This window comes from Acidovorax sp. (assembly GCF_016783915.1).
In the GTDB taxonomy this organism is placed as follows: domain Bacteria; phylum Pseudomonadota; class Gammaproteobacteria; order Burkholderiales; family Burkholderiaceae_C; genus Acidovorax.
This window is the reverse complement of record NZ_JADHVT010000099.1, coordinates 1-18,164: the sequence shown is the minus strand read 5'-3', so window position 1 is coordinate 18,164 and position 18,164 is coordinate 1. Positions and strand designations below refer to the sequence as shown.

The window sequence follows — 18,164 nt, the reverse complement described above, 5'->3', positions numbered from 1 at the left end:
GTTCGGTGCCCAGCCTTGCCTGGCCGACTTTGCGGCCTACCACCCGCTGTGGTTCACGCGCCAGTGCGTGCCCGTGATGGCCGACATCTTTGCCGCCACACCCGCCGTGCTGGAGTGGATGGACCGCATCGCTGCGCTGGGCCACGGCCGTATGGAGAAGTTCAGCGCCGCCGACGCCATCACCGTGGCCGCGGGCATGGAGCCGCTGCCGCTGACCGACGACGTGTTCCAGGACGAGCACGGCATCCCGCTGGGTACCCAGGTCACGATTGCCGCCGAGAGCTTTGGCACAGAGCCCACCGAGGGCGAGCTGATTGCCGCCACCCGCACCCGCTACACGCTGCGGCGCACCGACCCGCGCGCGGGCACGGTGCACGTTCACTTCCCCCGCATCGGCTACGTGTTGCGGCCGACGGCGTCCTGAACAACAGCGGCCTTTTTTATCGCATCGCGCCCGATTCGTTCTGCGCGTTCGGGCGGCGTTGGTCGAAGCTGTGTGCCAGCATCAGAGCCGCCCCGTGTTTCATGATCGCACCCCATCATCCATCGACAATCCCTAGGAGACAAAAAATATGATCGACAACTTTGCTGGTAAAACCGCCGTCCTCACCGGCGCAGGCTCGGGCTTTGGCCTGGAATGCGCGCGCATTGGCGCCCGACTGGGCATGAACCTGGTGCTGGTGGATGTGCAGCAGGACGCGCTCGACGCCGCTGCGGCCGAGATGCAGGCTGCAGGTAGCCAGGTGCTGGCCCGCAAGGTGGATGTATCCAACGCTGCACAAATGGAACAACTGGCTGCCGATGTGGAGCAGCGCTTCGGCGCCCCGCACCTGGTGTTCAACAACGCGGGCGTTGGCGCGGGCGGCCTGGTGTGGGAGAACTCGGTCAAGGACTGGGAGTGGGTGCTGGGCGTGAACCTGTGGGGCGTGGTGCACGGTGTGCGCCTGTTCACGCCCATGATGCTGGCAGCAGCCAAGGCCGACCCCGCCTGGCGCGGCCACATCGTCAACACCGCCAGCATGGCGGGGCTGCTCAATGCGCCCAACATGGGCATCTACAACGTGAGCAAACACGCGGTGGTGGCGTTGTCGGAGACGCTGTACCAGGATCTGTCGCTGGTCACCGACCAGATCGGCGCCAGCGTGTTGTGCCCATTTTTCGTGCCCACCGGCATCAGCCAGAGCCACCGCAACCGCCCGCAGGACATGCCGGTCGAAAAGCCCACCAAGAGCCAGCTCATCGGCCAGGCCATGAGCGACAAGGCCGTGGGCAGCGGCAAGGTAACTGCGGCCGAAGTGGCGCAGAAGGTGTTCGATGCAGCGGCAGAAGGTCAGTTCTACATCTACAGCCACCCCAAGGCCCTGGCTTCGGTGCAGACGCGCATGGAAGACGTGATGATGGGCCGCAACCCCACAGACCCGTTTGCCGCCAAACCCGAGCTGGGTGCACAGCTGCGGGCAGCTCTGAGGGCTGAATAAGCACCAGGCGCTTGATATATATGTGCTGAAGGTTATTAAAAATATAGCAAATGGTTGCTGAGCTGGTCACCATCGATTCAGCGCACCAACACGCAAGCGGCTATGCGCTGTTCCCCACTGCCATCGGCCACTGTGGCATCGCGTGGCAGGGGGCGCAGTTGGTGGGGGCGCAGTTGCCGGAAGATGCAAGCGAGCTGCAGACGCGTGCCCGCATGCAGTGCCGGTTTCCGCAGCTTGCTGAAAGTGTGATGCCACCCGAGGTGGCCCTCTGGGCGGCGCGCGTGGTGGCTCTGCTCGAAGGTGCGCACGATGACCTGTGCGATGTGCCTTTGGCGCTCAATAGCGTGCCACCCTTCCAAGCCCGTGTGTACGAACTGGCCCGCCGTATTCCGCCCGGCAAGACCATGACCTATGGCGAGATGGCCGCCGCGCTGGGCGAGCCAGGTGCTGCGCGTGCCGTGGGTCAGGCGTTGGGCCACAACCCGTTTGCGCCCGTGGTGCCATGCCACCGCGTGCTGGCGGCGGGCGACCGGCCCGGCGGGTTTTCGGCGGGTGGCGGCGCGTTGACCAAGCTGCGCATGCTGCAGATCGAAGGCGCGTGTCCGGGCGGAACCCCGTCGCTGTTTGACTGGTGACTACCGGTTTTGCTGGCCTGTTGCCACCGCCTTGAAAACGCCTGCGCGGGAGGTTTGTTCGACACCGCACAGACACCCGGCCCCAGCCCCTTGTACAAGAGGATCAGAGCGCTGCCGCAATGCGGTGGCGCCATTCACTTGTGTACCAGGAGCCGCCCATGTCCCATCCACCTACCCTTGCCTCTGCGTGGGACACGTCTTGCGTAGGACAGCCAGCAGACATATCGCTGCTGGAGCTTTCCCACCTGGGTGAACATCTGGCGCACTGTGGCGCCTTGCGCGGGCCGCTGGACCAGTTGCTCGCCGGCGCTGCATGGCTGCAGGCCCTGGTGGCCGAGCATGTGGTGACCGTTGCACTCTTGGTCACGTTGCTGGCGGGGGCCGTATCGCTGTTGCGGTAGGGGGCGCGCACATGGGCATACGCACACCATGGCCCTGGGTTCCTTCCGCGCTGGACCGCATGCTCGATGCCCGGGCAGGCCCGGTGCTGGAGCCCTTGCGGGCCGAAGTGTTTGGTGTGGCCCGCTTCGAAGAGCATGGCCGGCACCTGGGCACATCCCACGATGCGGGCAAGGCGCCCTTTGGCCGCACCACGTTCTACCCGCGCCTGCAGAGCAATATCCGCGCGCTGCGGGCCGCGTACCGCTACCTGTTTGACGCGCCGCACGATGAGCATGCCATCAGCCCCGCCGCTGAATGGCTGTTTGACAACTTCCATTTGATCGAAAGCCAGCTCAAGGAGATCCGGGCCGGGCTGCCGCCGCGTTACTACCGCTCGCTGCCCGTGCTCAAAGACGCTCCGCTGGTGGGCCTGCCGCGTGTGTACGGTGTGGCCTGGTCGTTTGTGGCCCATACCGACAGTGCGTTCGATGAATCGCTGCTCGTGCAGTACCTGAACGCATACCAGGAGACCCGCGAGCTGAGCCAGGGCGAGCTGTGGGCGTTGCCCACCACGCTGCGCGTGGTACTCATCGAAAACCTGCGCCGCCTGGCCGAGCGCCTGGCCAGCCACAAGGCCGCGCAGGAGCTGGCCAGCCTGTGCGCCGCCCGCAGCAAGGACCTGAACGTGTTGACGCTGGATGCCGCCTGCGCAGCCATGGAGCAGCGTGGCGTGGCCCCGGTGTTCCTGGCCCACCTGGCGCAGTCGATGATGGGGCGCGGCGTGGTGGGCGGGCATGCCGCTGCAGGCACGCCAACGCCCGTACAGCAGTGGTTGTTGTCCGCGGTGCCCGACCTGGTGGCGTTGCAGGCCCAGCAACAGATTAACCAGGCAGCCGACCAGCTGAGCATGGGCAATGCCGTTACCGCACTGCGGCGGGTGGGCGCTGCCGACTGGTCCGACATCATCAGCCAGACCAGCCTGGTGCTGCGCGCCATGCTGCAGTCGCCCGTGTTTGCGGCCGAGGACGAGTCCACCCGCAACACCACCTTGCACGGCATTGAAAACCTGTCAGCCCGCAGCGGGCAGGGCGAGGCCGCGGTGGCGCAGACGCTGCTGTTGCTGATGTCGGGCGCAGACCGTGAGCTTCAGGATGGGCCTGGGGCTGAACAGGCGTTGGCAGGTTATTGGCTGCAAGGCGCCGGGCGCGGCCAGCTGGAGCATGCCCTGGGTGTGCGCCGACATGCCGCCGATTTGTTGTCCCTGTGGCGTTCCGCGGTGGGTCTGTCGCGCGTGCCGTTGTACCTGGGCGCCTTGCTGCTGGGCTCGCTCGGCCTGCTGGCCTGGCTGATGGCGCCCCTGTGGGGTGTGCAGGCGGGGCCCGATACCAGCGCAGCCCATCTTGCGGGCCTGGCGCTGGTCGCCGCCTTGTTGCTGCTGCCCGTGTCCGAGATCGTGGTGGCCGTGGTGAACCGGCTCATTGGCGAATCCGTCCGTCCCACCTACATGCCCCGCTACCTGCTGCCAGCGGGCATTCCGGTATCGGCACGCGTTTTGGTGGCGATCCCGGCCCTGCTCAGCAGCACCGGCACCATCGACCGGCTGGTGCACCGCCTGCACCTGCATTACCTGGCCAGCCCCGAGCCCTGTGCGCAGTTTGCGCTACTGACCGACGGTGTGGATGCCGATGTGCAAGACCTGCCCGAAGACGGCGCGCTGCTGGCCCACGCCGAGGGCTTGATGTTGGCCCTGAATGCGCAGCACCCGCCCACCACGGGCGGTACACCGCGTTTTGTGCTGCTGCACCGCGCGCGCACCTACAGCCCCACGCAGCAGCAGTGGATTGGGTGGGAGCGCAAGCGCGGCAAGCTCGAACAGCTGGTGGCAGCACTCGCCACCGGAGTATCCGGCGCCTTCATCGACCTGGGCGAACTCTCATGCCTGGCACTGCAGACCCGCTATGTGCTCACCCTTGACAGTGATACGCAACTGCCCCCGGGCCGTCTGCGCAGCCTGGTGGGCGTGGCCGAACACCCCGAAAACCAGCCCCGCCTGGATGCCACAAGCCAGCGTGTGGTGCAGGGCTACGGCATCCTGCAGCCCCGGGTGCTTGCGCCACTGCCCACGCATGCCACCACCTCGTTGTGGCAGTGGCTGTTTGCGGGCCAGCAGGGGCTGGACCCTTACAGCGCCATGACATCTGACGTGTACCAGGATTTTTTTGCCGAAGGCAGCTTCACCGGCAAGGGCCTGCTGCATGTGGCCACCGTGCACGCCGTGCTGGGCGGGCGCCTTCCCGCCGACCAGGTGCTGAGCCACGACCTGCTCGAAGGTGCGCTGGCACGCTGCGCCGTGGTCAGCGATGTGACGCTGGTGGAGGCGGAGCCCGAACACAGCGATACCGCAGCCGCCCGCCTGCACCGCTGGACCCGGGGCGATTGGCAGCTGTGGCCCTTTCTGGCCCAGGCCCAGCGCTGGGGCCTTTCGCCCATCAACCGCTGGAAGCTGCTGGACAACCTGCGCCGCTCGCTCGTGGCGCCCGCATCGCTGGTGCTGGTGATGCTGGCCCTGGCGGGACTGGGCCTGCCTTTGGTCAGCACGCTGGCACTGGTGGTGGCGGCCTATGCGGCTGCGCCCTTGATGGGGGCACTTGCGGGCTGGGTGCCCAGCCGTTTTGGGCTGGTCGGCATGCGTTTTGTGCACGAAGCATCGGGCGACCTGTTGAGGGCCCTGGCCAGTGGTGTGTGGCACCTGGCCCTGCTGCCGCAGCAAGCGCTGCTGCTGGGCGATGCCGTGGTGCGCACCGTGCACCGGCAGGCCGTGAGCCGCTGGCACCTGCTGGAGTGGACCACGGCCGAGGCCGCACAGAGCAGCCTGATCACAGGCCTGGCGGCCACGCTGCGCAGACACAAGGCGGCACCCTTGCTGGCGGTGGGCTGTGGCCTGGCACTGTGGGCCGGTGGAACCTTGGCACCTTGGACTTTGGTGGGGCCGCTGCTGGCGCTGTGGGCGCTGTCGCCGCTGCTGGTGTGGCTGGCCAACCGCGTTCCGTCTGAACGGGGCATCCCAACACTGTCGGCACAAGACCAGGACCTGTTGCACGGCGTGGCGCGTGACACTTGGCGTTTGTTCGAGCGCTGTGTAGATGCCTCCAGCCATCACCTGCCGCCCGACAACCTGCAGACCGCTCCGTATGAAATGGTGGCGCACCGTACCTCGCCCACCAACATCGGGCTGTACCTGCTGAGCGCCAGTTGCGCGCGCCGGTTCGGCTGGATCGGCACGCTGGAGCTGCTCGACCGGCTCGAAGCCACCCTCGTGACCCTGCAGGCCATGGAGCGGCACCGGGGCCACTTCCTGAACTGGTACGACACCGAAACCCTGCAGCCCCTGCACCCACGTTATGTGTCCACGGTGGACAGTGGCAACCTCTGCGCCCACCTGGTAGCTGTGGCACAGGCCTGCAGCGCGCTGGCGGTGCAGCCACTGTCGTCTCAGGCGGGCGAGCAGGCCATCCGCACCTCGCTGGCGCGACTGCAGCCCCGGCTGGGGATCCATCACCCCGGCATGCGCGGGTTGCACCACCCATCCGCGCTGAGCCGCCTGTTGGGCATGCGCCCACCCGACCCCGCGCACCTGCCCGAGGCCACGGCGTTTCGCGCGCTGCTGGCGCAGGCCCAGGACGAGCTGCGCAGCATGGCCCAGCCACGCCACCCGGCCATCGTGCACAGCCCGCCCACGGCGCATGACGAACTGCTGTGGCTGCTGGCTGACCACCTGGCCACGCTGCAGTCGGTGGACCGTGACCAGCAAGCTGCACACAGCGGCGGCGCATCCGAGGCCACGCGCCGCCTCACGACCCTGGCCGAGGCGTTGGATGCCCTGGCCTGGCAGGCCGACTTCCGGTTTCTGTACCACCCCCGGCGGCACCTGTTGCACATTGGCTACCGGGTGGACGAGCAGCAGTTGGACACCTCGTTTTATGACCTGCTCGCGTCCGAGTCGCGCACCACCAGCCTCCTGGCTGTGGCCAAGGGCGACCTGCCGGTGAAACACTGGGCGGCCCTGGGGCGGCCGTTTTTCGCGAGCGGCCACCATGCGGTGCTGCGCTCGTGGTCGGGCTCGATGTTCGAGTACCTGATGCCCACGCTGGTCATGGCTGAGCCGTATCACAGCGCACTGGGCGAAGCCGGACGGTCGGCCCTGCGCGAGCAGGTGGCGATGGTGGAGGGGTTGGGCAAAGATATGCCCTGGGGCATCTCTGAATGCGCCTATGCTGGGCGCGACCACACCCTGGCGTACCAGTACGCGCCGCAGGGTGTGCCGCGCCTGGCCTTGCGCCGCACGCCGGTGGGCGAGATGGTGATTGCGCCCTATGCCACGGCGCTGGCCACGCAGGTGGATGCCCGCGCAGCCTGCGCCAACTTCCGCACCCTGGAAGCGCTGTCGGCGCGTGGGCGCTACGGCTTCTACGAGGCATTGGACTTCACGCCCGAACGGCAGACCCACGGCGAGCGGTTTACCCTGGTCAGCACCTACATGGCCCACCACCAGGGCATGACCATCGTGGCGCTGGCCAATGTGCTGCTCAGCGGCGTGGCCCAGCGCTGGGGCACGGCGCATGCCCGCATCGAGGCCGTACTGCCGTTGCTGCAGGAGCGCGCCCCGCGCGAGCTCCCCACCTTGCAGGCGACACCGCCGCGTCTGCCGCTGCATGCGCGCCAGCAAAAAACGCCGGACCATGTGCGCTCTGTCACCCCGGGTGCCCACGCGCTGGAGCCGACACACCTGCTGGGCAACGGGCGCTACAGCGTCACACTGCGCGCCAACGGGGCAGGGTGGAGCCGCTGGCACCAGACGGGTATCACCCGCTGGCGCGACGATGCGCTGCGGGACGCACATGGCAGCTTTCTGTATGTGCGGCAGATGGGCTCCAGCGTGCCCGTGTCCGTCACCAGCCACCCCGCTCCCGACGCGCGAGCGGTGTACGGCAGCATCTTCCACACCGACCGCGTGTGTTTTGATGCACTGTGGCCGGGGTTGCGCGTGCACACCACGGTGTGGGTGAGCCCGGAAGACGATATCGAACTGCGCAAGGTGGTGGTGAGCAACCTGGGCGACGCGGTGATCGAGCTGGAGCTGATCTCGGCCTTGGACATCACCCTGGCCACCCACGCGGCCGACGAGGCGCACCCCGCGTTCTCCAACCTTTTTATTGCCGCCGATTGGCTGCCTGCACAGCAGGCCCTGCGGTTTGTGCGCACCCCCCGCCTGCAGACCGAGACCACCCTGCAGGCTGCGCACTTTGTGGCAGATACCCAAGGTCATGTGCTGGGCCTGCGTTGCCAGACAGACCGGCAGCTCTGGCTGGGGCGCAACCACACGCCAGGCCAGCCGTTGGCGATGCTGGACTGTGTGCCGGAGGTGCCCGCCACGCTGGACACGGGCTTGGACCCCGTAGCCGCCATGGGCGTGATGCTGCGCATTGCGCCCGGCGCGCAGGCCTGTGTCACGTTTGCCACGGCGGCATCGCCAGACCCGGCCACGCTGCTGGCCATCATCGACAAGTACCGCCAGCCCAGCTATCTGGAGCGGGCATCGGCCATGTCGGCCACATTGGCCAGCATCCAGTGGGCGTCGCACCGCCCGCACCGCGACTACCTACCTGCGCTGCAGGCGCTGACCACGGCCCTTGTGCTGACCCTGCCCAAGGTTCACACCACCTACCTGGGCGTGCTGACCGAAGCCCAGGCCGCCCGCCCCGTGTGTGACCGGCGCACGCTGTGGCAACTGGGCCTGTCGGGTGACCGGCCTATTGTGCTGGTGATGGCCGGATCGCCCCAGGGCATGGGCCTGCTGCGCACGCTGGCCCAGGCGCTGCGCGAATGGGCGCATGGCGGCGTGGCCTGCGACCTGGTGGTGCTCAGCACTGAATCGCACTCGTACCACATGCCCTTGCAGCGCGAGCTGACGCTGCTGCGCGAACACCACGATGCCGACCTCGCCACACACACCGGCCCGGCGGTGACCAGCCTGCGGGTGCTGCGGCTCGATGAGCTGTCGGCTGCACAGCTGGGCACCTTGGCGAGCCTGGCCCGCATCACCCTCCATGCCGATGGCCATGCCCTCATGCACCAGGTAAAGGCCTGGGTGGCGGCCCATGGGGTGTCCATGGCCAGCCCTTGGCGTGGCGGTGCCACGGACGAAGTACCCACGCACCAGGGCAGCGCCCAGGTGCTCGCGCCGGTGGGCGGTTTTGCAGCTGCGACCGGTACCTTTGGGTTTGAGGTGTCGGCAACGCTGCGGCCTGCCAAACCTTGGGTCAATGTGCTGGCCAATGCGCAGCTGGGGGCCATGGTGTCGGAAACTGGCGCGGGCAACACCTGGGCGCTCAACAGCCGCCTGAACCAGCTCACCGCCTGGTCGAATGACCCGGTGGCTGACCCGCCCGCCGAATGGCTGTTGTTGCAGGACCGCCGCACGCGCGAGGTGTGGAGCCTGACGCCCTCGGCCTGGGGTGCAGCCGACGCGGTTTACCGCGTGGAGCACGCCCAGGGCACCACCCTCATCCGCCACCGCAGAGGCGCACTGGAGGTGGAGGTGCGCTGGTGTGTGGACCCCGTCACCGCCATCAAGCAGGTGTTTGTGCAGGTGCGCAACCTGGGCAATCGGCGCGAGCACTTGCGCCTGGTCGGCATGGTGGAGTGGATGATGGGCGAAAAGCGCGGCGACCGCGCCACGCTGTCCACCGCCCCGTGTTTTGCACCACTGCCCGATGGCCGCTTGCTGGGCCTGCTGTGCACACAGAACGAGGCGGCTGCGGGCTTTGGCGGGGGTACAGCCTTTTTCTGCGAGGCCTCGGCCGGGCCGGGTACGGACGACCGTGTCAACGACAGCATGGACTGGACCTGCGACCGCCGCGAGTTTTTCGATGCGCAGGGTGATCTGGTGGTGCCCCTGCAGCTGGGGCAGCGCAGCGGTTTTGGGCTGGACCCTTGTGCAGCGTTGTCGCGTTTGGTGACTTTGCGGGCCGGGGCGGCGTTTGAGCGCGTGTACCTGATGGGTTACGCCCCCACCGAGGCTGCCGCACGCACGCTGGGTGCCGAGGCCATGGCCGTGGCGGCCCGCATGCGGGAGAAGGCGACCCTCGACCAATGGAATCTGTTGCTGGGCGCGACGCAGGTGACCACGCCCGACCCGCTGTTCGACGTGCTGGTCAACCGCTGGCTGCTGTACCAGACGGTGTCTTCACGCCTGTTTGCCAAAGCGGGCTTTTACCAGGCCGGCGGTGCCACGGGCTACCGCGACCAGTTGCAGGATGCCATGGCGCTGGCCTGGGCGCAGCCGGGCGCCTTGCGTGCGCAGATTGTGCTGTGCGCATCGCGCCAGTTTGCAGCGGGCGACGTGCAGCATTGGTGGCACACGCCGGGCGGTGCGGGGGTGCGCACGCATTTCTCGGACGACCTGTTATGGCTGCCCTTTGCCTGCGCCCACTATCTGGAACGCACTGCGGACCACAGTCTGCTGGAGGAACAGGTGGCGTTCCTTGAGGGCTCGGCGATTCCCGAAGGGGCGGAAGACATCTACGAGGCCCCCAGCGCCAGCGCCACCATGGCCAGCGTGTACGAGCATGCCGCCCGCACCATCGACCGCAGCCTGCGCACTGGCACGCACGGCCTGCCGCTGATGGGTGGCGGTGATTGGAACGACGGCATGAACCGTGTGGGCGATGGTGGCCGCGGCGAATCGGTGTGGCTGGCGTGGTTCTTGTGTGCCATCGTTGCTGACTGGATCCCGATCGCCCGCGATCAAGGCGATGGGGAACGCGTGCAGCGCTGGGACACCGCATTGACCGGCTGGCGCACAGCATTGGAAAACCAGGCATGGGACGGCGACTGGTACCAGCGTGCCTTTTTTGATGACGGCACGGCTCTGGGCAGCCACACGCGGGACGAGGGCCGGATTGACCTCATCGCCCAGGCCTGGGCGGTGCTCTCGGGCGCTGCTCCGCCAGAGCGGCAGCGCGAGGCGATGGATGCGGTCGAGGCGCACCTGGTCAACCCCGCAGCAGGCTTGATCCAGCTGCTGGCGCCCCCGCTGCGCCACGCCGCACCCAGCGCAGGCTATATCCAGGCCTACCCGCCCGGCGTACGCGAGAACGGCGGGCAGTATGCCCATGGCGGTGTCTGGGCCTTGATGGCCGCTGCAGAACTGGCCTTGCAGGAGCCTGCGCACCCCGGTGCATTTGACGTGCCCTACCGCTATTTCACCTACCTGAGCCCGGCGCACCGGGCCCAGCACCCCATCTGGGGGCCGGTGTATGCCGTCGAGCCCTATGTGATGGCGGCCGACATCTACAGCCAGCCGCCCTATGTGGGGCGTGGCGGCTGGAGCTGGTACACCGGCGCGGCGGGCTGGCTGCACCGGGCAGCGGTGGAGTCCATTCTGGGGCTGCAGATGCGGGCGCGGGAGCTGTTTTTCACTCCGTGCCTTCCGTCACACTGGCCGGGTGCGGAATTGACGCTGGTGCGTACAGGGCGTACGCTGCGGTTTGTGCTGGTGCGCGTTGCCACAGGAGCCTCTGCGGTCTTGCCGTTGAACGTTCCACCGGACGCCCGATGGTTGCAGATTGGCGAGCGGCTGCGCTGGGGTGACGGGCCCGATTCCCAGTGTTTTGTGATTCCGTTGCCTGGTCCAGGTGATGCGCAGAGTGCCTCTCTTGTGGACTCGCAGCACACCTTGACATCGGTCATTTGGTAATTGTGTGTATGTACGATACCGTACAGACCTTGTACGGCGCGCTGCAACAAACTTGCGGCATGTCCAGGCGGCAGGCAGGGCCGCAGGGGCCATGCACCGCGATACACCAAGGTGCCACCATCAAACGCTCCAATATTCCCCTTCAAAACCAGTTGCTGGCAGCCTTGCCTGAGCCAGATCTGCAGCGCTGGCTGCCATTGCTGGAACCTGTAGAGCTGGCGTTGGGACAGGTGCTGTACGAGTCGGGCGCGGCTATGCCGCATGTGTACTTCCCCACCAGCGCCATCGTGTCGCTGCTCTATGTGCTGGAGGACGGCGCGTCTGCGGAGATTGCAGTGGTGGGCTTTGAGGGGCTGGTAGGCATATCGATCTTCATGGGCGGGGGGTCCACGCCCAGCCGGGCGGTGGTACAGAGTGCGGGGACGGGTTTTCGGTTGCGTGCGGATGTGATCAAGGCCGAGTTTGAACATGCAGGCCCGGTCATGCACCTGTTGCTGCGCTATACCCAGGCTCTCATCACCCAGATGGCACAAACCGCCGTGTGCAACCGACACCACTCGCTGGACCAGCAACTGTGCCGCTGGCTGCTGCTGAGCCTGGACCGCCTGCCCAGCAGCCAGTTGATCATGACGCAAGAGTTGATCGCCAACATGCTGGGTGTGCGGCGCGAAGGCGTGACCGAGGCTGCACTCAAGCTGCAGCGGTCGGGGCTCATCAGCTATGCGCGCGGGCACATCAACGTGCTGGACCGCGCGGGGCTGGAGCGCCGTACCTGCGAGTGCTATGAGGTGGTCAAGAAGGAATACGACCGACTGCTGCCAATGGTCATGGCTAGCTAAGGCCGCGACCTGGCAGCCGGTGTGAACTGGCCCAACTCCGATTCTGCGGAGCAAGGGGGCGCACATGGCCTGCACCCTGTGTGCGCTGGCAGACGGTCATACCGCACAAAGCCGCCCACACTGGGCTACACCTTGCGCAAGGCAAGGCATTGCGCAGGGGTCCTGGCGCTGCTCTCCCTTGCAGTGCGGACAGCAGCCCGAGGCCCCGCGATGCAACACAAAAACAATACCCTTCTGCAACAACTGCCGACCGCGGCGCGCGAGCGTTTCCTGCAGCACTGCGAGCCTTTCGAACTGGTGCTGTCGGCCGAACTGAGCACCCGGGGCCGACCGCTGGCGCATGCACATTTTCCGACCGAAGGTTTTTTGTCGCTGGTCATTGATGTGGACAGCCACCCTCCGCTGGAGGTGGGCATGGTGGGGGCAGAGGCCATGCTGGGCTCGGAACTGATCCTGGGCCTGGCGGCCACGCCGTGGCGGGCCCTGGTGCAGGGGGCTGGGTCCAGCTGGCGCATTGGCGCCAAACAGTTGCGCACGCAGATCAACGCGATTCCCGAATTGGAGGCCTTGCTCCAGGCCTGCCTGCTGGCGCGCCTGCACCAGCAGACGCTGGCGGCGGCATGCCAGCGCTACCACCAGATTGCGCCGCGCCTGGCGCGCTGGCTGTTGATGATGCAGGACCGATCGCATTCAGAGTGTTTTCACGTCACCCAGGAATTCATGGCCCTGATGCTGGGCGTGCGCCGCGTGGGCGTGACCGAGGCGGCAGGGCATTTTCAGGATGCAGGTCTTATCGCCTACCACCGGGGAGAACTCACCGTGCTCAACCGCAAGGCCTTGGAGGCTGAGGCCTGCAGTTGTTATGCGGCCGACAAGGCGATCTACCAGCGGCTGTTGTTGCCGCGTGGCGGCCGATAACGGGTGGAGTGGTGGGCCCTGGCCTCCGTCTGGGCCTCGCGCTGCGACAAGCCAGGTGGGACCTGTCGCGCCGCACGGGTCAGCGCTTGATCTGCAGCTCGTCCTGGATGCTGCCAATGCCCAGTACGCTGTGGGCCAGGCGCACCCAGCGGCTCAGGCGCGGCATGCCTTGGGCAGGGGTGTCGGTGGCAGGGTCGGGCTCCTGTGCGAGGGGAACAGGCTCGGCGGTGGCATACACCGCGCTAGCAGGGTCGGAGGGCTCGTCGGCAATGGGGTGGGGTGGCTGGGGTTCCTGGTACAGCTGGCTGGGTAGCGCATCCAGCAATTGCCTGGCGCGCAACGCAGCCAGGTCCGGGGTGTGGCCCTGGCGCACCGCCAGCGCGGGTGCTGCACCGGTCGAGAACATGAAGCTGTCCACTGAATTCACGCCGGGTACCGTTTGCGCCACAAACACGGCCAGGTCAATCTGCGTGGGGTCTGCGGCCATGCCACTGAGCAGCACCACGCCCTGGTGCGATTCCACGCTGATGTTGTAGCTGTTGACCACTGGCGAGAGGATGAGCGCGGCCCGCACCCTTGAGGTGATCACTCCGTCTTCCAGGTAAGCCACTGGCGAGGGGCTGGCGGGCGCCCACTGGGTCACCATGTCGCTGCGCTTGCAGCCCAGCAGCGGCAGCAGTGTAAGCACCACCAGCACCGTGCAGAGGCTCCGGGGCAGCACATGGTGAGTGGGGTGGGATGTCAGGTGGCGCATGGTGAAACAGTCCCTTGAAAAGCCCGGCCACCCAGGCGGAGGCCGTTGTCTGCACTGTGCGCTTGCAGCGCTGTGCCTGTCTGTTCGTAACCGTACCCACCGGTGTGTGAGTATCTGTTGCGTGCCGGAAAGACAGACCACAGGTGTCAGATCAGGCTGGCTGCTCGGAGTGGTCTGCGCTGTTGGTGTTGACGGCGTTGATGGCCTTGAGCGTTGTCCCAAACGCGTACCCGCAGCGCTCGCGTTTGGCGGCATACATGGCCGCGTCGGCACAGGCCAGCAGGGCGTCCACCTGCGTGCCATGCTGGGGGCAGATGGCTACCCCGATGCTGGGGCGTACCAGAAGTTGCAGTTGGGCTATCTTCATGGGGCAGCACACCGCATGCAGCAGCTTGGCGCACAGCTGGTGCAGTGGCGCTGCGTCCGACACGCCCAGCAGCAGGCAGGCAAACTCATCGCCACCCAGGCGCACCACCAGGTCGCCCTGGCGCACGGCAGCGCTCAGGCGGGCGGCTGTGATGCGCAGTACCTCGTCACCCACGCCGTGGCCGTGTGTATCGTTCACGGCCTTGAAGTTGTCCAGGTCGATGAACAGCACCGTCGGCCCGGGCTGTAGGGGGTGCCGTTGGCCCAGCAGGTCATCCAGGCGCTCCAGCAAATGGCGCCGGTTGGGCAGGTCGGTCAACTCGTCGTGCAGCGCCTGGTGCCGCGCCTGGCGCTCGCCGTTGCGCACGCGGTCCAGATCGGCCAGGGCCTGGGCCAGCGCCGCCTGGGTGCCTTGCACTGTGCGCTCCAGGGCCCGGCGTTCAGCGGCTTCACGCGCTATCACCTGCTGCATCTGCTGCATGGCCGCCACGCAGGTGTTCACACTGGGCTCTGCAGGGCGTTGCTTGGCATGTGACGGGGACGCCACCCACACCCTGCCGCGCTGTGTGTTGGAGCCCTCTGCCCACTGTGCTGGCAGTGCGCGCAGCCACAGCTTCCATCGCTGCACTTGTTCTGCGGTGGGCCACGGAGCCGCCAAGCCCTTGCCCCACACCCATGGTCTTTGCTTGCTGTCCATACGCTTCTTCAGGTGTTTCCGCCTTGCGGCGCGAGGGCGGGGTGGGTCACAACACCGGCGCCGCACCGGTGTGTCTGTCCTAACCAGATCAAGCCTCAGGCGGTCCTGCCTGGGCGCCTGAGCGGGTGATTGCTGACAGTGTGCGAGTTTGCGTGCTGAGCGGTGCGCGCACTGTCTGGCACCGCACATAAATGTGGCACGCGGCGGTGGCCCAGGCAGTGTTGCAAGTGTTACATTTGACTGGGGCGCTGGCTGCCTAGGGCGCAGCGCTTTTGCACAGTGTCGTCAGGCCGTCGTACCCGCACCTTCCGTCCCCGCCAAGGAACCGTCGCATGTCACCAGAACGCCAACGGCTCATCCGCATGCTGTTCGACGAGTACATCGAGATGTATGCCGGGCGCGATGTACGGTTGCTGGAGCGGTTCAGCGAGAATTTCAGCGGGTTTGCCGGCAGTAGCGACAAGCTCATCAAGACCCGCAACGAGTGGGTGGACGTGACACTGCTCGATTTTGCGCAGGTGCCCGGCCGCATCGAGATCGAGGTGCTCGACCTCTTCCCGCAGGAGCTGGGGGTGGATGTGCTGGCGGTCACGGCGTTCTTTCACATCCACCTGCCCAACTCCGACCCGCTGTTTGCCCGAGAGACTGCGCGCCTGGTGCTGGTGTTCCGGCAGGAGGCCGAAGACTGGAAGATTGCGCACAGCGGCATCTCCATCCCGTACGGACTGGCGCGCGACGGCGAGGTGTACCCCGTCAGCCGTCTGCAGCAGCGCAACCAGGAGCTGCAGGCGCTGGTGGATGAACGCACCCATGCACTGGCCCAGGCCAACAACCAGCTGCAACTGCTCAGCAACACCGATGGCCTCACGGGCATTGCCAACCGCCGCCACTTCGATCAGACCCTGGCGCACGAATGGGCGCGCGCTCAGCGGGCTCATTCTCCGGTGTCCTTGATCATGCTGGACGTGGACGTGTTCAAGCACTTCAATGACCACTACGGCCATCTGGCGGGCGACGCTTGCCTCAAGTCCTTGGCCTTGACCCTGGCCCAAACCGGTGGGCGCCGTGATGGCGACGTGGTGGCTCGTTTTGGTGGTGAGGAGTTTGTGGTGCTGCTGCCTGGTGCCGATGCATCCGCAGCGCTGCAGATGGCCCAATACATTCAGCAGGCCATCCATGCGCTAGCGCTGCCGCACGAGGGCGCTCCATGGGGCATCGTGACGGTGAGCTTCGGTGTGGCCACCATGGCGCCGCAGCGTGAGCAACTGGCCGAAGAACTGGTGCGGCGCGCAGACCGCGCGATGTACCGCGCCAAGCAAGGCGGGCGCAACCGCATTGAGCAGGCGCTGGAGTTGTAGTTCCGGTGGCGGTGTTACACCGTCGCTTGCTTAGCGATTTCTTCCGCCAAGCCTCGCACCGTGAGCGGCGCGCAGCCTTCAGCATGGTTGCTGATGGTTAAGAAGGCGTTCTGTCCTCGGCCCGTGATGCCCGCGATCACCGCTGCCAGCGCCGCCCGGGTGTCCAGATCCGGGTGGTGCAGTTGGTTGTAGGGCTCGTACATCCGCTCAGCGTCTTCGTAGCCATAGGGGCCGTGCACAGGGTTGAGGTTCCAGCGGCACACCAGCGGGCCAGGCCACAGCGCACGCAGCATGGGCAACTGGTCCTGGAGCGGGGGCATCTTGGCATGCAGCCCCAGGCAATAGGTGGCGCCCGCTTCACGCAGCACGGCTGCAAAGTCGGGTGTCAGCCACTCGGGGTCGCGCACCTCTACGGCAATCACGCCGTCGGGTGCCAGCGGTGCCAAAGGGGGCAGGACGAGTAGCATGGCGCGCAGGCGATCCAGCAAGGTGGGCAGGCGGTCAAGCTGTGTCAGCGGCAAGGGGCTGAGCTGGAACACCAGCGCACCGAGCTTGTGGCCCAGGCCCTGCAGTGCGGGCTCCACACATTCGCTGCAGGCCAGCTCAGGGCTCAGAAACGCCGGGTTGGGCTCACGGCCCCGGCCGTCTTCGCTGCGCACCAGCGCATCCGTCACCACACTGGGCGCCTTGACCACAAACCGGAAGTCGTCGGGCACTTGCGACGCATAGCGCTCGTACTGGCTTACCGTCAGCGGCCGGTAGAAGCTGCGGTCGATACTCACCGTGCGCATCAGCGGGTGCTGGGCATACACGGCCAGCCCCTGTTTGGACAGCTGTGTGTCGGAATGCTCGCCCTCCCACACCAGTCCTTTCCAGCCGGGGTAGGTCCACGACGAGGTACCCAGGCGCAGCCTTGGGGGCAGAGCAGCGGCCAGGGCTTTCAACGCATCGTCCGGAACAATGAGTGCCACCGTGCCAGACCGGGTGCGCCGCGCGGCGGGCTCAGCGTTTCGCGTAGATGAGGGAACAGATCGTACGGTGGCCGCCACATCCGCCGATGGGGGCTTGGGCAGCGTGTCGCCAAAAAGATCGTCTTGCATGCGCTGTGTTGGAACGGCTTGGAGCAGTGCGGCAGGGCAGGGGGGCGCTAGTAGCCGCCAAACAGCCCGCTCTCGTCCAGCAGGTCAAACGTGATCTGGGGTTGGGCGTCCATGCTCTTCTTGATGGCAGCTGGAATGGCCTGCCGTGTCTTGCGGCAGAGGCCTGGCTGTTCGTGCACGAGGATCGCAATGCCCCGCAGGCTGCGCACCTCGTGCGGGCTTTGTGTGATGGACAGGCGGATGCCCAGCTGCTGCTCCATGCGTTCCTGCATCCTGCGCAGGTCGGCCAGGCTGCCCAGGTTTTCCAGGCGCTCCAGCATCTTCTTTTCTTCGGCTCGCGTGAGCATCAGGATGCGCAGGTCGCCACCTGGCGCCTGAAGCAGTGCATCCCGGTCGCACACACAGGTGCCCGGGGGGCATTCGGCACGAATGGGGAAGGGTGGGAGGGACATGGAGCGGTGGCGAATGGTCCTTCATTTTATGAAGGGCTGAAAGCGCCTTGCACGCAGCCGCTGGTATGGCCGCGTGGCCCCAAACAAAAAGGGCTCCCAAAGGGAGCCCTTTTTGCCTGCCCGCCCCTGCGGTTCAGTTAACACTCCCCATGACAGCAGCACCCGCAAATGCGAAGTGCCACCACCATGAGAAGTCCCGCAACTGCTTCAAACCAACCCAAGCAGTTGGTCTGCCAAATTACATGGCGCTGAATTCGCCCGAAGGGATCTGGCCGGTGCGCACGGCTTCGGCAGCCTGTGCACGCACGGCAGCGCGGTCAGCGGTGGACTTGTAGGTCACCACGCGCGAACCTGCGGGCTCGATGGAGCGTGTTTGTGCCACGGTAGCGGCTTCAGCAGCCACTTCAGCGCGGGTGCGGTTCGTGTCG

The 18,164-nt window shown here is 66.5% G+C and carries 11 protein-coding genes and 2 pseudogenes; 8 read left to right on the top strand and 5 right to left on the bottom strand.

Annotation, left to right across the window (positions count from 1 at the left end):
• The 7 genes and pseudogenes from ISS20_RS16720 to ISS20_RS16690 form a co-directional block, all read left to right on the top strand.
• Positions 1–424 (top strand): annotated as a pseudogene (locus ISS20_RS16720) (glutathione S-transferase family protein); the annotation flags it as partial.
• Positions 425–572: 148 nt separating this feature from the next.
• The gene (locus ISS20_RS16715; protein WP_291438106.1) at positions 573–1,478 is read left to right on the top strand and encodes an SDR family oxidoreductase; all 906 of its coding nucleotides are present in this window, start codon (positions 573–575) and stop codon (positions 1,476–1,478) included.
• 50 nt (positions 1,479–1,528) lie between these two features.
• Positions 1,529–2,113 (top strand): methylated-DNA--[protein]-cysteine S-methyltransferase, encoded by a 585-nt coding sequence (locus tag ISS20_RS16710; protein ID WP_291438105.1) that lies wholly within the window; start codon positions 1,529–1,531, stop codon positions 2,111–2,113.
• Between the two features lie 158 nt (positions 2,114–2,271).
• Entirely contained in the window at positions 2,272–2,514 is a 243-nt protein-coding gene (locus tag ISS20_RS16705) for a hypothetical protein (RefSeq protein WP_291438104.1), read from the top strand.
• Between the two features lie 59 nt (positions 2,515–2,573).
• Positions 2,574–11,252, top strand: a complete 8,679-nt coding sequence (locus ISS20_RS16700; protein ID WP_291438108.1) for a glucoamylase family protein — start codon at positions 2,574–2,576, stop codon at positions 11,250–11,252.
• 164 nt (positions 11,253–11,416) lie between these two features.
• Positions 11,417–12,091 (top strand): Crp/Fnr family transcriptional regulator, encoded by a 675-nt coding sequence (locus ISS20_RS16695; protein ID WP_366828378.1) that lies wholly within the window; start codon positions 11,417–11,419, stop codon positions 12,089–12,091.
• A gap of 210 nt (positions 12,092–12,301) precedes the next feature.
• Positions 12,302–13,009, top strand: coding sequence for a Crp/Fnr family transcriptional regulator (locus tag ISS20_RS16690; RefSeq protein ID WP_291438103.1), 708 nt, complete (start codon positions 12,302–12,304; stop codon positions 13,007–13,009).
• Positions 13,010–13,088: 79 nt separating this feature from the next.
• Here ISS20_RS16690 and ISS20_RS16685 read toward each other — a convergent pair whose 3' ends face one another.
• Positions 13,089–13,763, bottom strand: coding sequence for a BON domain-containing protein (locus ISS20_RS16685; protein ID WP_291438102.1), 675 nt, complete (start codon positions 13,761–13,763; stop codon positions 13,089–13,091).
• A gap of 151 nt (positions 13,764–13,914) precedes the next feature.
• Positions 13,915–14,826, bottom strand: coding sequence for a GGDEF domain-containing protein (locus tag ISS20_RS16680; protein ID WP_291438101.1), 912 nt, complete (start codon positions 14,824–14,826; stop codon positions 13,915–13,917).
• A gap of 332 nt (positions 14,827–15,158) precedes the next feature.
• Between ISS20_RS16680 and ISS20_RS16675 the strand changes: the two genes are divergently transcribed.
• Positions 15,159–16,184 (top strand): diguanylate cyclase, encoded by a 1,026-nt coding sequence (locus ISS20_RS16675; RefSeq protein WP_291438100.1) that lies wholly within the window; start codon positions 15,159–15,161, stop codon positions 16,182–16,184.
• A gap of 14 nt (positions 16,185–16,198) precedes the next feature.
• Here the strand turns inward: ISS20_RS16675 and ISS20_RS16670 are convergent, their stop codons facing one another.
• The 3 genes and pseudogenes from ISS20_RS16670 to ISS20_RS16660 form a co-directional block, all read right to left on the bottom strand.
• Complete coding sequence (locus tag ISS20_RS16670; protein WP_291438099.1) at positions 16,199–17,284, bottom strand: DUF72 domain-containing protein; 1,086 nt, start codon at positions 17,282–17,284, stop codon at positions 16,199–16,201.
• A gap of 47 nt (positions 17,285–17,331) precedes the next feature.
• Complete coding sequence (locus ISS20_RS16665; RefSeq protein ID WP_291438098.1) at positions 17,332–17,736, bottom strand: hypothetical protein; 405 nt, start codon at positions 17,734–17,736, stop codon at positions 17,332–17,334.
• 238 nt (positions 17,737–17,974) lie between these two features.
• Positions 17,975–18,164, bottom strand: a pseudogene (locus ISS20_RS16660) (DUF4148 domain-containing protein); the annotation flags it as partial.

Excerpts from the sequence above, each read along its gene's own strand:
- ISS20_RS16715 (WP_291438106.1), top strand. The coding sequence starts at position 573 with ATGATCGACAACTTTGCTGGTAAAACCGCCGTCCTCACCGGCGCAGGC.
- ISS20_RS16710 (WP_291438105.1), top strand. The coding sequence starts at position 1,529 with ATGGTTGCTGAGCTGGTCACCATCGATTCAGCGCACCAACACGCAAGC.
- ISS20_RS16705 (WP_291438104.1), top strand. The coding sequence starts at position 2,272 with ATGTCCCATCCACCTACCCTTGCCTCTGCGTGGGACACGTCTTGCGTA.
- ISS20_RS16700 (WP_291438108.1), top strand. The coding sequence starts at position 2,574 with ATGCTCGATGCCCGGGCAGGCCCGGTGCTGGAGCCCTTGCGGGCCGAA.
- ISS20_RS16690 (WP_291438103.1), top strand. The coding sequence starts at position 12,302 with ATGCAACACAAAAACAATACCCTTCTGCAACAACTGCCGACCGCGGCG.
- ISS20_RS16685 (WP_291438102.1), bottom strand. The coding sequence starts at position 13,763 with ATGCGCCACCTGACATCCCACCCCACTCACCATGTGCTGCCCCGGAGC.
- ISS20_RS16680 (WP_291438101.1), bottom strand. The coding sequence starts at position 14,826 with ATGGACAGCAAGCAAAGACCATGGGTGTGGGGCAAGGGCTTGGCGGCT.
- ISS20_RS16675 (WP_291438100.1), top strand. The coding sequence starts at position 15,159 with ATGTCACCAGAACGCCAACGGCTCATCCGCATGCTGTTCGACGAGTAC.
- ISS20_RS16670 (WP_291438099.1), bottom strand. The coding sequence starts at position 17,284 with ATGCAAGACGATCTTTTTGGCGACACGCTGCCCAAGCCCCCATCGGCG.
- ISS20_RS16665 (WP_291438098.1), bottom strand. The coding sequence starts at position 17,736 with ATGTCCCTCCCACCCTTCCCCATTCGTGCCGAATGCCCCCCGGGCACC.